Raw genomic sequence first — 15,820 nt, forward strand, 5'->3', positions numbered from 1 at the left:
CCGTAACTTTCTATTTCTTTTCTTTATCACCTTGATGATGCATTGCTAATGTACGCAAACGTAGAGCATTTAATTTAATAAAACCAGTTGCATCTCTTTGATCATAAACACCTTGATCATCCTCGAAAGTTACTAACTCACTGGAATAAAGTGATTTCTTACTTTGGCGCCCTTCAATAATTACATTCCCCTTATAAAGCTTTAACGTGACTTCACCTTCAACATGTTCTTGAGATAAATCAATAGCTGCCTGCAACATCTTACGTTCCGGCGAAAACCAAAATCCATAATAAATGAGTTCTGCATAACGTGGCATCAACTCATCTTTTAAATGAGCTGCGCCACTATCTAACGTTAAAGATTCTATAGCTCTGTGAGCCGTCAAAAGAATGGTTCCACCTGGTGTTTCATAAATACCCCGCGATTTCATACCCACAAAGCGATTTTCTACCAAATCTAACCGACCAATACCATTATCGCGCCCGTAACGATTTAATTCTGCAAGTAAAGTTGCAGGAGATAAATTTTTTCCATTGATTGAAACAGCATCGCCTTTTTTAAAGCCAAGAGTAATTCTGGTTGCTTGATCTGGAGCATCTTCCGGCGAAAGAGTACGCATATGGACATATTCAGGAGCAGGAAGTGCTGGATCTTCTAAAATCTTTCCTTCTGATGAAGAATGCAATAAATTTGCATCCACTGAAAAAGGCGCTTCACCTTGCTTATCCTTTTCTACAGGAATTTGATGAATACGAGCAAATTCAAAGAGATCTGTCCGACTCTTAAAATCCCAATCACGCCATGGAGCAATAATCTTTATATCAGGATTAAGCGCATAAGCGGAAAGCTCAAAGCGTACCTGATCATTGCCTTTTCCTGTTGCTCCATGAGCAATGGCATCTGCCCCTGTTTCCTCAGCAATTTCAATAAGGCGTTTTGAAATAAGTGGACGTGCAATTGATGTTCCTAAAAGATAAGTCCCCTCATAAACGGTATTGGCTCGAAACATCGGAAACACAAAATCACGCACAAATTCTTCGCGCAAATCTTCAATGTAGATCTCTTTAACACCTAGCATTTCAGCTTTACAACGAGCAAGTTCTAGCTCTTCCCCCTGCCCCAAATCTGCTGTAAAAGTTACAACTTCAACACCTAGCGCACTTTGCAACCATTTAAGAATAATTGACGTATCCAATCCACCTGAATAAGCCAAAACAACTTTTCTAATATTTTGCCACCTTTTCATTTTAACGTTCTATATGAGCTACTTTTTTATTTCTACCCAAAAATCGAAACGATGCAAAAAATATAAAAATAAATTCTTTTTAAGCAACATTAAAAAGACGCAAAAAGCGTAAATAAAGGTGCCTCAAAGTATAAATAGTGAACACTGCTTAAAATAAAAGGAGATTTACGTGTCATTTCTACCGGAGTGGTCTATTGTTGTACAATTTGCTTTAGCATCGTTGATTTTAGCACTTATTCCAGGACCAGATATGATGCTTTCTGTAGGACGAACCATTACACAAAGCAAAAAAGCTGGAATTATGTGCGCCTTGGGTAGTGCAACAGGGTTTGCCATTCAGGTTACGGCTGTAGCACTTGGCTTATCAGCGCTTATTTTTGCTGCACCACATACTTTTGTTCTTCTGAAAATTGTTGGCGCCTTTTATCTTTTATGGTTTTCCTTTCAAGCGTTACGGAGAAACCCCAATTTTTCCTTTGAACAGACATCTTCTAAATCTCAAAGCGCTAAACGTAACTATCTTGCTGGTATTGGAATTAATCTTCTCAATCCTAAAGTTATACTCTTTAACGCGACATTCTTACCACAATTTATCAATGCGAATGATCCTATGGCAACACAAAAATTACTCTTTTTAGGACTCTCTTATATTCCTATTTCTTTCCCCATTACAATTGCAATCGTTTTTACAGCGCATAAACTTACCAAAACTCTCAAAAAGAACCCTCTTTATATTCGCTTTCTCGACTGGCTTATTGCTGGTACTTTTACCAGCTTTGCCCTCCATCTCCTTGTGGTTACAAAACATTGATTTATAAATGTAATGTATCGCTTTTAATTTAAATAAAAAAACAAATATTATAAGATTTTTTCATTTCAAACCTGTTTATTTTGAATAAAACAATACCTTTCCTTTGTACATCACAAGAGAAGCTGGAGTTTTCGTATGGATAAAAACTATCTAAGAAAAGAATAAACAAAAGCATGAGCCACTGCACAATCTCCACTTTTTAAAAGATATTACCGTAGATTCTTTTAAAAGACACAAAACCTAATTAATGAGTATGATAATAAGGTAGAAATTAGTTACAATCCTTAAGACTTCATATTCCCTCTAAATTAGGCTTCCTTCTTATTTCAGAGATTATGCAAACAAGACTATAGACAATATCTTACCCCATTTAGCATATAAACGCTGAAACTGTTCGTCTAGCACTTATCCATCTTAGTATCTGTCTCACATATGCCATCGCATGAGGTTTGGATATTAAATTACAAACAAAAAAGCATAGGCCTCGATATAGCTGAAAATTACGTTAACTAATCACCAATGGCATTTTCAAGTCGTAAACGTTCAGATTTACGTAAGCGCTCTGAAGCCGATTTAAGCTGTCCACATGCAGCTAAAATATCGCGTCCACGCGGTATCCGAATAGGAGAAGCATAGCCCGCTTGATTAACGACATCAGCAAAACGCTCGATTTGCTCCCAATCAGAGCACTGATAATTACTCCCTGTCCACGGATTAAAAGGGATTAAATTAATCTTAGCAGGAATCCCTTTCAATAACTGAATCAATCGCTTAGCATCATCTAAACTATCATTGATATCTTTCAGCATAACATATTCAAATGTGATTCGTTTTGCATTGGAAAGACCAGGATAATTACGGCAAGCCTCCATTAGTAAAGCAAGCGGATATTTTTTATTAATGGGAACAAGCATATCCCTTAGTGTATCGTGTACTGCGTGGAGTGAAATTGCTAACATAACACCAATTTCTTCTCCAGTTCGGATAATTCCAGGAACAACTCCACTAGTTGAAAGCGTAATTCGACGTTTTGATAAAGAAAGTCCATCGCCATCAGAGGCAATCAATAAAGCTTTTTTAACAGCTTCAAAATTATAAAGAGGTTCTCCCATTCCCATCATAACAATATTGGTAATTTTTCGTCCTTCAATGGGAACAATTGCTCCATCAGGGGTATTCTTATCAGGAAAATCACCCAAACAATCACGTGCAACCAATAATTGTGCCAAAATTTCTTCTGCGGTCAGATTACGAACAAGCATCTGCGTTCCCGTATGGCAAAAAGAGCAGGTTAACGTACACCCTACTTGCGATGAAAGACATAAAGTACCACGTCCTTCTTCAGGGATATAAACCGTTTCAATTTCAACAGGCCTTCCAGCTCCACGTGCAGGAAAACGTAAGAGCCATTTACGCGTACCATCTTTTGATATTTGTTCTCCAACAATTTCTGGGCGCGCAATGGAGAAATGACACTTAAGTGTTTCTTGCATTGCTTTAGAAATATTCAGCATATCATCAAAATTTGAAACACCACGCACATAAAGCCAATGCCAAAGCTGACGCACACGCATACGCGTTTGATGCTCTGGTACACCAACAGTCTTTAAAGCTTGCATCATTTCATCTTGCGACAAACCAATCAAAGAGAGCTTAGAACTCTCCTTCACGACCACATTATCTGTTTTTCGTACAAAACATGAACCAACTGGTCTAAGGTCATAGGAAATGGCCATTGCTTTCCAATTCACATCACTATTTTAGAGTTATCGAAACCTTAATGGCACTTTTGAACTGCATTTAATGCAGCAGTGACCCCTTTTAAGGAATAAGTATAAGTGGTATGCGTTCCTCGTTTTGATATCGCTTGCACTGTCATATTGCTTCCAGCACGCATAGCAGAAACAAGCTGCTTTTCTAGCTCTGATGACGCCAGCCAAGCTGAGGAATCTTTCGTGAAAAAATCAAAGTCCTTACCTCCAATGGTCACTGTCACTCTCGACCCTTCTTGAAGGGTATAACCAGCCATAAACTGCGGTTCAAACGAAATAGGTGAATGAGAACGCTTGGTAACCAAGAAAAAGTTATCACCATGATTAACTGTCGTTGGAAGAGCCTTCAAAGGTACCGATAACACATAGCAAATCGTATTTTTGGGCGATTTATAAGAATAGGCTCCCCACGCTTCAAATTGATTTAAACGGCTTGGCGTTTGTGCATATGCCACTCCCGCTGTAACAAGAACCATTACAGATGCAGCAATAACAGTCTTTTCAAACATCTTCATTTAGCTCACTTCTTTAGTCTCTAACAAGATTTTCTTCATTAGAAAAATTCAACAAAAACTCCTCGATATTCATGTGTTATTGTCCTAATTCCTTCAATAAGCGAAATATTTTCACACTAATCAAAATAGATTTCTACGTTTCATTGTGACCTTTTAATCGTTACCAAAACATAAACTTCTTATTCAATAACCACATTAAAAAATAATATCTTCATTTTACGCTACTTATTTCGTTTTTGTATAAAAAACGATTTCTTTAAGCTATAGAACTTCAAAACGAGATGAAAATATACCATCACTCTGTTAAGAAATAAACCATACTCTTTATATCACAAGCAATCTGATGCAAAATTTTGAAAATACACCCCGGACTCCCCGCAAAAAAGCTTAATCGCCTTACGAATATCACTTCTCGACTTTATGCATTCAATACATTTATGTTCGCAGAATACTCCATCTTTTACTCATTATAGTGCATTCATATTTCGTATTCAATATCGTCCCGATAACACTTTTTCTCAATCTTCAAAAGACCTTGTAAAAATAATAAAATATTATCAAGATATTAATAATAAAACATAAAGAATTTAGATTCTATCTCAATAATCACATACAATTTTGTTTCTTTTGATCTTATTTCCCTATATACTTCATCTCCAATTATTAATTTCTAAAATGATTTTAGTAGCTTATAATAGCTTAATCGTATTATTTTAATGTATTAGACGATATTTTTCTTTCTGTTATAAAAAACTTCTTAAGAATTCTTTGGGAAAGTCTCCTTATCTTATTTCTAAGTAATTTATAAAAAGAAATATAAAACTTTTTTCTATAGCAGTTCTAACATTACCGTTTTTTAAACAATATTTTAATCAATTAAAGACACTTAAATAAATCTTCCTATGCATAAAAACTCTTTCACCCAACCTAAAGGTATAATTTTCATTCTTACCGTACAAAATTGTTCTTTAGCATGAGCTCTATACAACAGCAGACATCTAAATCATATCTATAAAATAGTTGATCTCTCCACTTGTGAAGAAGAAAGCTGGCACCATAACACTATTTTCCAGCTCCCAATGTTTTGCACAACTCTCGATACTTTAGACGATTCATAGGAAGCATTTTTACCCCTTTCTTGTACAGTTTTTATCCACACGCTAATTCCGTTTACAACGTGCAAGGAAATGGTTTTGATTGATTCAACATAAACAAGTTTGGAATGAGAGAATTTTACAATATTCGGATCTCTCATCCAACATGCGAAATAGTGAATTATATTTAAAATCAATATCTTGCTATACTGAAGATACAATATATCTCTTATTTTTTCTTGAGCATTAAAATATTATCCCTAAACACTCAAACTCAACTTACAAAAAAATTCAATGCACAAATAAACTTTTCTGTTGATTTCTTTCCCGCTTTCAAAGGACGAAGATTCTTAATCCAATCTGGACTGAAAAAGTTTGGATTCTTGTCGAGCGATCTCCTCTTTTCTTCCCACTCATGTGATTCACTTAACTAAAGGCTCTACAGACAAGTCCTGTTTAAAAATATTTACCACGCACTCTAAAAGCACTTAATATATTAAGAAGACTTACAGAATTTATCTCACCATATCTCAAATGATAGTGTTTTTACAGTATAACAGGATAAAAGAATCCACGAACATAATAATTAGATGCTTTAATATACGAGAACAAGAAAGGAAAAGCCCTTCGTTTTTGTTGGTTGCTCTTTAAAAAGAAGGTTCAATTAGAAGTAAGTTTCTTAAATCTCATGACATAACCTTTTGTTATTAGTCTTAAGATGCAAATTATATTATTTCCTACGCTCTGTAGTGCATACCTCGCAATTTATACGCTCATAATAACTTTTAAGCTGCATTTGATTCTGAAGATTGAATCAATAAAGCATAAAGCGCATTGGCATTATGCGTACTGCGCAACTTTTGTACAACATCAGTGTGACGCAAAACACGTGCGATCTGTGATAAAGCTTTTAAGTGATCTGCACCAGCATTTTCAGGTGCTAAAAGGAGAAAAACGAGATCTATAGGTTCGTCGTCAAGAGCTTCAAAATCAACAGGACTTTCAAGACGTGCAAATATACCAATGATCCGATTAATATCAGGTAATTTTCCATGAGGAATCGCAATACCTCCACCCAAACCCGTTGAACCAAGCTTCTCGCGTTGTAAAACAACATCAAAAATCACATGCTCACTAAGACCTGTTAGCTTGGAAGCTTTTTCGGCTAAAATTTGCAGAACCTGTTTTTTCGAATTAGCCTTAAGAGCCGGAATGATCGCTTCCGGTGCTATTAACTCACTCAAATTCATACTTTAATTTTCCTCTTACACGCTAAAATGCTCATCAATAAACCTATAAACGCTATAGATACTTAATGTTCTTTCACTTTTCGCAACATCGCATGTGTTTTTACTTTTCAATTTATAATGGGTGATGGCTCAATACATCTCATATCACTTCTAAAACAATAATAAATAGTATTCGGATCATCATTAACGGCATGAGAAACCAAACAAATGAAGTTGTTCATAAAGTTAATTTCCTTACGACTCTAGAAAAGGCCATTATTCATAAACTTATTAAACTTGTCATAAGAGTTGATGTATAATCCGCCATCAGAGTTTTTCTTTCTTTAAACAATGAGCCCTTAAATTAAGATGAAAAGCATACTGAGCAAAATGGACCTTTACTTTGAAAATTACTGTATAGCTTGAACATCGACTTATAACAAGAATATAAAGATTTTTAGAAATTTAATGATTATTTTAAAAGATTTATAGATTTAGCCTGATATCTGTAGCCAAGCTCCTATTTTCAAATAGGCGATATAAACCAATAAAATACGACAACTCCTATTGAATAACCGCAATATATAAACCGGTGCTCCCATCAAAATACCTAAAACAGCATCATCGATATATTTTTTGATTCGACAGAGAAAAATATGATAAATATCTCTTACCTTTCAATAACACACGCATTTATTGAGAGCTTCGTTTATCACTCATTATCACGTTAATCTAGTGATATCTTTTCTATGATACAATTATGAGTAAGCTAAACTTATAAAACAACAAACTAACCTCTAATGATGAAGCCTTTTTCACCACTCAATAACAACATTAAGGTTATAGTCATAAAAGAAGTTTTGGCATAAATAAGGAAATTTTCAGTAATAATGTTTGGTTAAACTTAAATGGAAACTCGTGAAAGCTGTAAAATCAAAGAGAAAACTGATTTCCCAAATAAATTCTGCGTACATCAACGTTGTTGATAATATCGTTAGGACAACCGTGAACTAACACCCGCCCTGTATGAATAATATAAGCGCGATCGACAAGCCCTAATGTCTCACGCACATTATGATCCGTTATTAAAACACCAATGCCACGCCTCGTTAAATGACGAATAAGTTGTTGAATATCGAAAATAGCGATAGGATCAATTCCTGCAAATGGTTCATCAAGTAACATAAAATGGGGACGAGAAGCTAAAGCGCGTGCAATTTCAAGTCGCCGACGTTCACCTCCAGATAACGAAAGTGCAGACATTTTACGTAAATGATCAATTTTAAATTCATGTAAAAGGCTATCTAACTCTTCACGTTGTTTAAGGCGATCTTTTTCAACGACCTCTAAAACAGCTTTAATGTTATTTTCTACTGAAAGACCACGAAAAATAGACGCTTCCTGTGGAAGATATCCAATACCTAAACGCGCACGTCGATACATCGGAAGATGCGTAATATCAAATCCATCAATTTTAATGGATCCTCCATCAGATTTTATAAGCCCTGTCACCATATAAAAACAAGTTGTTTTACCTGCCCCATTGGGCCCTAAAATGCCAACGGCTTCTCCCGTACGAATGCCAAAAGAAACACCATTAACAGTTCGTCTTCCTCGATAAACTTTAATCAAATTACTAGCAATCAAGGTCCCTTTTAAGGGATTTTTTGAAGCTTCACTTTCAAGATTATACCTATCGGTCTGTTTTTTTCTTTTGATTCCAAACATGAAATCTTAATGGCCATTCTTTTGATTTTGTTTTAAAATAATAGAAACACGACCTTTTTTCTTAGGCGTCTCACAACCTTCTAAAAAAGCCTTTCCGCTTTCCATATTTGCCGTTAGTTTGCACCCCGTTGCCACATTATCACCATCAGTTAACACAACATGATTCCCTGTCAAACTCATCATTTTTGACTTTCCATCAAAAACGCCTTTATCACCCGTAGCAACTTGCGTAGCAATTTTTATATAAACTTTTCCTAAAGCTTCCATTTTTTGTATACTCGACGAACCAAATAAAGAAACAGATGATGCCTTTGTATCTTCCTTGTTTTTATCAATTTCTTTATATGCTTTATCGTAGTAAACAACTAATTCTGCCGTTCTTAAAAGACGTTCACCTTGCACCACTGAAACATCACCCTTAAAAAGCGCTATCCCTTCTTTATCACGTATTTCCAAAGAATCTGCATGAAGTTCTACCGGTTCTTTATCGCTTGATAGACTTATTCCAAAATGGGCCACTTCAGCATATCCTAAAACTGCTCCTCCTCCTAACATTCCCATGCTAAAAGCCAACATCACACCTATCCATCTTTTGTACGATTTCATTATTTCAATTCTTCTGTTTGTATATACACATACTTCTCTTTATAAATATCCTTTAAAGATTTGTATTGATACTGCGTTATTGCTTTTGAAGCACTAAATGCACACCACCATGGAAATATATGTTTTTTCCTTTTTCTCGAATTTGTAAGGCGTTTGCGGCAAGATTCAAACCGGCTTGCTGAATATTAACACGTTGATCTGTTTTTAACTGTCCCTCGGATAAGTTAATACTAGCTGACATAAATTGTACCATCATCCCATCATTCGTCGTAATCGTGAATGGCTTATCCAACTGTAAAAAACCATTAATGTTATCGTAACCCCCCCCTTGTGCGACGAGAAAAACCTGTCGTTGTTGGCCCATAAATGCTCTAGCTGTAATGTTTTGCAACCCAATCATTCCAGCGTGGGTATGATCTTGAAATGCCTTTTCTGCTTTAAGCCAATAAGGTTCATGAGCACGCGTATACCCTTCTAATTTTGGATTGAGCATCGTCAAATTCATCACGCCACTTTCTCCATTATTCAAAGGCATAGAATCAGAAGTAACGGGAACCAAGAAAAACGTAAACCAGCAAAAAACCAGCGCTGAAATCAACGCTAAGAGAGGTAAAAAAATTTTTAATATGCTAATGCGACGCGAATGACGGGATGCTTTTTTTAAAACATCTCCAAAAGATGATTGCGTTGAAAAGACTTCATAATGATTGTGTACGGACATACTCTCCTGATCTCTTAAATCCTCCGCATTTTTAATCTGTATACCCTTTATAGAAGGTATTTTCAAATTTTGTTTCTTGCAATTTGTTTTTTCTTGATTTTATTTTGCTTTTATCCGTTTATATATTGTAATATGCATGGAGTGCACAATTACAAAATTTTTTTGTGTGAAAGTGAGGCTATTGTGGTAAAATCAGAGCTTGTACAAATTATCGCTCGTCATAACCCGCATCTTTTTCAACGGGATGTGGAGAATATTGTAAACGCTATTTTTGAGGAAATTGCAACAGCACTTGCAAATGGCAATCGCGTTGAACTTCGTGGATTTGGAGCTTTTTCTGTAAAAAGCCGTTCAGCCCGTAATGGACGTAACCCACGAACAGGTGAAGCCGTTTCTGTTGAAGAAAAGTGGATTCCTTTTTTTAAAACTGGCAAGGATTTACGCGACCGTCTTAATCAGTGAGAAACTTATGATAATTAAACGTATTCTTCTAACAAGTATCGGTGTGATTCTCGCAGCGGTTTTGATTGTTTTTATCGTGGCTAATCGTCAAATGGTTCCGTTAACCCTTGATCCTTTTCGAGCAAATTCTGAAAGTTTTACTTATCATGCTCCCCTCTTTATATGGCTCTTTATTTTCTTTGGTTTTGGTGTTTTATTAGGAAATCTGATCGGTTGGTTTTCCTATCACAAATACAAAAAAGCTCTCAAAAAAAGTGAAGCTGAGATTGAAAAATTGAAAACATCTATCACAAATCTTGTGTAATGGTATTTAAATGAAATCTTTTCTCTTTAGTATTTTATATTCAGTACAGAGTTAAAAGCGCTCTTTTTCTTTTTTATACATGTTTTAATTGACTTTAGCTTTTTTGCACTTTTACGAAACATTTAAGAGCTTTATAATATATTTTTATACCTCATATACCATGATACAAAACATGCCCGCACAATGCTTTCAATCCTCCCATAACAATAGATATCCGCAGGAAAAGCTGCCCCTTATTTTAGAAACGGGTATAAGCGAAAACTATGCTCTCATTGATTCTGGTCATGGACAAAAATTAGAACGTTATGGAGCTTACCGCATTATTCGACCAGAAGGTCAAGCACTATGGAAACCCGCTTTACCACAAAAACAATGGGCTGATGTTGATGCTATTTTCACAGGAAACCTTGATGAAGAAGGGGTTGGGCGTTGGCATTTTCCTAAAAAGCCACTTGATGAAACATGGGCTCTTGCTTGGAATGGATTGTCTTTTCTAGGCCGTTTTACTTCCTTTCGTCATGTGGGGGTTTTTCCTGAACAAGATGCCCATTGGCGCTCTATGGAAGAACAAATTGTTAAAGCCGAACGCCCTATAAAATTGTTGAATCTTTTTGGCTATACAGGTATTGCCTCTTTGATTGGAGCACGAGCGGGTGCGAATGTTACCCATGTTGATGCTTCTAAAAAAGCCATTGCGTGGGCAAAAGCTAATCAAGAAAGAGCAGGATTACCAGATCATTCTATTCGCTGGATTTGCGATGATGCTATGAAATTTGTCGAGCGTGAACTGCGTCGTAAGAAAAGCTATGATATGATTCTTCTTGATCCCCCTGCTTATGGGCGTGGACCCCATGGTGAAATTTGGCAACTGTTTGATCATTTACCCGCTATGATCACAAATTGTCGTAAACTTCTCTCTGATAAACCGCTCTCTGTTGTCCTTACGGCTTATTCTATTCGTGCTTCCTTCTTTGCACTTCATGCTTTAATGCGTGATGCATTTGTAAATCTTGGTGGTACGGTCGAATCAGGAGAACTCATTTTGCGTGAAGAAGTTGCAGGACGTGCTCTTTCTACTTCTCTTTTTAGCCGTTGGATTGCTTGAATATGTGTAGACCCAAAACTGGTAGAGTGAAAGAAATTACCTCTCTTAGCAACCCCATCATAAAAAATCTTAAAGCACTTAGCCAAAAGAAAAACCGTAATAGAGAAGGTCTTTTCATGGCAGAAGGATTGAAATTGGTCATTGATGCTCTCAATCTTGGCTGGACAATACAGACGCTTATTTTTTCTAAAAGTGAAATCGGTAATGCTACTATCGAAAATACTGCCGCACGTGCTGTAGCCAACGGTGGTTTTGTTATTAAAGCCTCACAAAAGGTTATGGAATCACTTACCCGACGCGATAATCCACAAACAGTTATTGGTATTTTCAAGCAAAAATGGCACTCTTTTGAAATGATAAAAGGGCAGATTAAAGATGTTTACATCGCGCTTGATCGTGTACGTGATCCTGGAAACCTTGGTACCATTATTCGAACCGCTGATGCTGTAGGTGCTAAAGGTGTTATTTTAATTGGCGAGACAACAGACCCTTTCTCGCCTGAAACAGTCCGTGCAACCATGGGATCTATTTTCTCTGTACCACTTTATCGTTTTGATGAAAACGGCTTTTTAAACTGGTCTTCTCACTTTAAAGGTATGATTGTTGGAACACACCTCAAAGGTTCTCTGGATTATCGCACACTTGACTTCAAAAATGGCCCTATTATCCTTTTAATGGGAAATGAAAAACAGGGATTATCAGATCTTCTTACGAATCGGTGTGATAAACTTACGCGTATTCCACAAAGCGGACGAGCAGACTCGCTTAATCTAGCTGTAGCAACAGCTGTTATGCTTTATGAAATCCGTCGCCCCTATTTAATACTGGAACCATGTGAGGAAAAACATGATTCGTAAATCACTCCCTTTTCTTCTCTTGGGCTTGGCTTTTACAGTAGTACTTGATCAAGCTGTCAAATACTGGGTTATGCACAATATGCCTTTAGGAACAGAAATTTCGCTTATTCCTTTTCTTTCCCTTTATCATGTGCGCAATTCTGGCATTGCATTTTCGTTTTTTTCTTCCTTTTCTCAGTGGGGAATCATCGCCATCACGATCATTGTGATTATCTTTCTTCTATGGTTATGGAAAAATACTGAATATAATAAGTCTTTAATGCGCTTTGGCCTTATTCTTATTATTGGGGGAGCCATCGGCAATCTCATTGATCGTATTCGCTTTCATCATGTCACTGATTATATACTTTTTCATATTGATGATATTTTTTATTTTGCTATTTTCAACCTTGCAGATAGTTTTATCACTCTCGGTGTTATTGCCATCCTTATTGAAGAATTGCGTACTTGGATGAAAGCAAGGCGTCATTCCAATAGTACATCTTCTCATTGATATGTTCAGTGCTTTAGAAAACAGAGATTATTGACCATCACAAGTCTGATTACGCATTGATTTCTCTTAATCAATTCTTGTTGCTCGTCATTTCACGTGTTTCTCTTCATGGGACTATAAGATCTTACTTTCTTTCCAACTTTACATTTCTACACTTAGTTAGTGCAAAAGAAATGAACCCAAATAGAATCAATATTTTTTATCCATGTGTCCTACATCACAATTTTTGAGGAGACATTTCACAGCATTTGAAGTTCTGTTTATTTGATTAGAACAATTGCTTTTCGTATGTTTTTTAGTTTTTACAGATATCGCTTTTACAGAGCCTTTCTTAAGTGCTTCGTTTAAAAACTCTCCTTTTTTATTTTATATATTGTTTAATAAAAAACATTTTTTCAACTATTTTCAATGGTGTCTTGTTAAAGCAACATATTGATTATAATATAAATTACCGTTTTTCATATTGAATAAAAGCCCTTACTATCCTAAATCTCTTTTATTTGGAATCTGTTCATGTTGAATCCATTAAAACCATGTCTCTTGTAAGACACAAGCAAGTCAATAATCTTGATTGATTTAATATGAACAGATTTTCAACCAGAGAATCTTGCGATATTCGGAGTATCATTTAGCATTCAAAAAGACAATTTATCATTATACATCAATATATTATATAAAAATCCAATTCAACAGCTCTTATAACCGTGCAAAACAGATGCAATATTGGAGGTTGAAAAGAGTGTGATGATACTTGCCGCTCTTCTCATAAACGCAAAAATAGTGAATATTTTATAAGGGATTGTATTACATAGTTTCTGTGAACAATAGAAAAGTTTTTAAGTCTAGTCTTTTTATCTTGCAAAAATATGGCAAAAAATGGAAATATTTTTTATTAAAATGAACTATTTCCTTACCAATTTGTAAGGTTCCTTCTTCATATAAATCTCTTGTAATTTTTAAATAAATCTCCATAATAAGAGCATATATGCTGGAATTCTGTCAGTGATTCTTAAGGGTTTTTGTATTTGCCCAATTAAGGCTTATACCAAGCTTATCTGTGTAATGACAGAGACACCTTTAAAGCCCTATACCTGACAGAACATATGCTAAAGGATTTTATATTATGGCTAATTTTAAAGATTTACGTTCGGCACCTGCTTCTCATGCCGATGCATCAATTGATCAGGGATTACGCGACTATATGTTGGGTGTCTACAATGCAATGGCCATTGGTTTGCTTATTACAGCTGCTGCCGCTTATGCAATTGTATCATTAGCAACGACAACAGATATGAGCCAAGCAGCAGCTCAAATCAATAGCAGTGTTTATCTAACACCATTTGGAGTAACATTTTATACATCGCCATTCTCTTATATTGTTATGTTTGCACCACTCATAGCAGTCTTATTTCTCAGTTTTAAAATTAATACATTGAGCACAAATGCTGCTCGTAGTCTCTTTTTTGGTTATGCTGCTCTGGTTGGTCTTTCACTGTCTTCAATCGTTTTGCGCTATACGACAGAAAGTGTTGTGCAAACCTTTGTCATTTCCGCCGCAACTTTTGGAGCTCTTTCACTTTATGGATACACAACAAAGCGTGATCTCACAGCAATCGGTTCATTCTTATTCATTGGATTGATCGGCTTGTTGCTTTCCATGATTGTGAACATTTTTCTTGGATCAAGCGCTTTGCAGTTTGCTATCTCTGTGATTGGTGTTTTTATCTTTGCTGGTTTAACAGCCTACGATACCCAGAGCATTAAGTTGATGTATTATGAAGGAGATGAAAGCGATACCAGAGGACGTAAAGTTATTATGGGCGCGCTGAATCTTTATCTTGATTTCATCAATATGTTTGTCTTCTTGCTACAGTTTCTTGGCTCAAACCGTGATTGATTGCAAAAATCATTACTTAATTAAAGAACCTTGTTTCTAAAAGAAACAAGGTTCTTTTGTTTTTAGTGTAAATCTTTACCCTCTGCTTCTTAGAAACTATTCTTTTCGCAAAATGACAAAAATCCCTTATAAGCAAAAATTCCCTTGGTTTACCGGTTTTATCCAACAAAAACTCCATAGCTCCTTTTTAAATACAATTCACAGCCGCTCTCATCATCAATCAAACATCGTCAATCAAAATAGTAATTATGATCTGACCGTTGCTTCCTATAATGTGCATAAATGTGTAGGTGTTGATAAAGTTTTTAATCCTACAAGAATTGTCCGTGTTATTACTGAATTACAAGTTGATATCCTTGCTCTTCAAGAAGCAGATAAACGTTTTGGGGAACGCATCGGTTTGATTAATCTTCAGCTATTAAAAGCTGAAACCGGTTTGATTCCTGTACCTCTTAATACTATGTCACCTCATGGCCATGGTTGGCATGGGAATGCTCTTTTTTTGCGAAAGGGATATGTACATGATACTTTACAAGTCACTCTTCCTAGTATTGAACCACGTGGGGCTGTAATTGTAGAGTTGGAAATGGCAGCAGGCCCTATTCGTATTATTGCGGCTCATTTTGGCTTATTACGTTACTCTCGTAAACAACAAACAAAAATGCTCCTTGAAATTTTCCAAAAACGCCCCCTTATGCCTACACTCCTCATAGGAGATTTTAATGAATGGCGAATGGGAAAAGGCTCATCTTTAAATCATTTTTCTCCCTATTTTGATAGCACTTTTGAAGTTGTACCAAGCTTTCCCTCTCGTTTTCCTTTGTTAGCCCTTGATAGAGTTTTTTCTTTTCCCCACCAATTGGTAACAAGTATTGAAAATCATTATTCACCACTTGCACGCATTGCTTCAGATCATTTGCCTATCAAAGCCTATCTTAATCTTTCCAACGCAATCAATATTCTTAAAAATAAATAAAAAA

Annotated in this window: 15 protein-coding genes; 8 read left to right on the forward strand and 7 right to left on the reverse strand. The window is 35.9% G+C overall.

Annotation, left to right across the window (positions count from 1 at the left end; translation table 11 throughout):
• Positions 1-10: 10 nt before the first annotated feature.
• The gene (locus tag ACFINZ_RS03045) at positions 11-1,246 is read right to left on the reverse strand and encodes an argininosuccinate synthase (RefSeq protein WP_375671711.1); all 1,236 of its coding nucleotides are present in this window, start codon (positions 1,244-1,246) and stop codon (positions 11-13) included.
• A gap of 169 nt (positions 1,247-1,415) precedes the next feature.
• Between ACFINZ_RS03045 and ACFINZ_RS03050 the strand changes: the two genes are divergently transcribed.
• On the forward strand, positions 1,416-2,057 hold the full coding sequence (locus ACFINZ_RS03050) for a LysE family translocator (RefSeq protein ID WP_375617465.1): 642 nt from the start codon (positions 1,416-1,418) through the stop codon (positions 2,055-2,057).
• Between the two features lie 509 nt (positions 2,058-2,566).
• On the opposite strand, the gene rlmN is transcribed toward ACFINZ_RS03050, so the two are convergent.
• The 6 genes from rlmN to lptC form a co-directional block, all read right to left on the reverse strand.
• Positions 2,567-3,793, reverse strand: a complete 1,227-nt coding sequence (rlmN, locus tag ACFINZ_RS03055; RefSeq protein ID WP_375633649.1) for a 23S rRNA (adenine(2503)-C(2))-methyltransferase RlmN — start codon at positions 3,791-3,793, stop codon at positions 2,567-2,569.
• A gap of 41 nt (positions 3,794-3,834) precedes the next feature.
• Complete coding sequence (locus ACFINZ_RS03060; protein WP_375633737.1) at positions 3,835-4,338, reverse strand: invasion associated locus B family protein; 504 nt, start codon at positions 4,336-4,338, stop codon at positions 3,835-3,837.
• A gap of 1,885 nt (positions 4,339-6,223) precedes the next feature.
• Entirely contained in the window at positions 6,224-6,688 is a 465-nt protein-coding gene (gene ptsN, locus ACFINZ_RS03065) for a PTS IIA-like nitrogen regulatory protein PtsN (RefSeq protein WP_375612779.1), read from the reverse strand.
• 912 nt (positions 6,689-7,600) lie between these two features.
• Positions 7,601-8,395, reverse strand: coding sequence for an LPS export ABC transporter ATP-binding protein (gene lptB, locus ACFINZ_RS03070; RefSeq protein ID WP_012754448.1), 795 nt, complete (start codon positions 8,393-8,395; stop codon positions 7,601-7,603).
• Positions 8,396-8,401: 6 nt separating this feature from the next.
• On the reverse strand, positions 8,402-9,001 hold the full coding sequence (locus tag ACFINZ_RS03075) for an LptA/OstA family protein (protein ID WP_375622043.1): 600 nt from the start codon (positions 8,999-9,001) through the stop codon (positions 8,402-8,404).
• Positions 9,002-9,077: 76 nt separating this feature from the next.
• Complete coding sequence (lptC, locus tag ACFINZ_RS03080; RefSeq protein WP_375701162.1) at positions 9,078-9,722, reverse strand: LPS export ABC transporter periplasmic protein LptC; 645 nt, start codon at positions 9,720-9,722, stop codon at positions 9,078-9,080.
• A gap of 183 nt (positions 9,723-9,905) precedes the next feature.
• Here lptC and ihfB point away from each other — a divergent pair, with 183 nt between their 5' ends.
• The 7 genes from ihfB (at position 9,906) to ACFINZ_RS03115 (ending at position 15,816) form a co-directional block, all read left to right on the forward strand.
• Positions 9,906-10,184 (forward strand): integration host factor subunit beta, encoded by a 279-nt coding sequence (gene ihfB, locus ACFINZ_RS03085; RefSeq protein WP_273790186.1) that lies wholly within the window; start codon positions 9,906-9,908, stop codon positions 10,182-10,184.
• 7 nt (positions 10,185-10,191) lie between these two features.
• Positions 10,192-10,488, forward strand: coding sequence for a LapA family protein (locus ACFINZ_RS03090; RefSeq protein WP_375612776.1), 297 nt, complete (start codon positions 10,192-10,194; stop codon positions 10,486-10,488).
• Between the two features lie 172 nt (positions 10,489-10,660).
• Complete coding sequence (locus ACFINZ_RS03095) at positions 10,661-11,593, forward strand: class I SAM-dependent methyltransferase (protein ID WP_375612775.1); 933 nt, start codon at positions 10,661-10,663, stop codon at positions 11,591-11,593.
• A 2-nt stretch (positions 11,594-11,595) separates the two neighbouring features.
• Positions 11,596-12,450 (forward strand): TrmH family RNA methyltransferase, encoded by an 855-nt coding sequence (locus tag ACFINZ_RS03100; protein ID WP_375611349.1) that lies wholly within the window; start codon positions 11,596-11,598, stop codon positions 12,448-12,450.
• Positions 12,440-12,943: a signal peptidase II gene (gene lspA / locus ACFINZ_RS03105; protein WP_375611348.1), complete on the forward strand. Its 504-nt coding sequence runs from the start codon at positions 12,440-12,442 to the stop codon at positions 12,941-12,943. The genes ACFINZ_RS03100 and lspA overlap by 11 nt, the downstream gene beginning before the upstream one ends.
• Positions 12,944-14,066: 1,123 nt before the next feature.
• The gene (locus tag ACFINZ_RS03110) at positions 14,067-14,840 is read left to right on the forward strand and encodes a Bax inhibitor-1/YccA family protein (RefSeq protein ID WP_375611347.1); all 774 of its coding nucleotides are present in this window, start codon (positions 14,067-14,069) and stop codon (positions 14,838-14,840) included.
• A 112-nt stretch (positions 14,841-14,952) separates the two neighbouring features.
• The gene (locus tag ACFINZ_RS03115; RefSeq protein ID WP_375701163.1) at positions 14,953-15,816 is read left to right on the forward strand and encodes an endonuclease/exonuclease/phosphatase family protein; all 864 of its coding nucleotides are present in this window, start codon (positions 14,953-14,955) and stop codon (positions 15,814-15,816) included.
• Positions 15,817-15,820 lie beyond the last annotated feature (4 nt).

Source organism: Bartonella sp. AA81SXKL (assembly GCF_042196945.1).
GTDB lineage: Bacteria > Pseudomonadota > Alphaproteobacteria > Rhizobiales > Rhizobiaceae > Bartonella.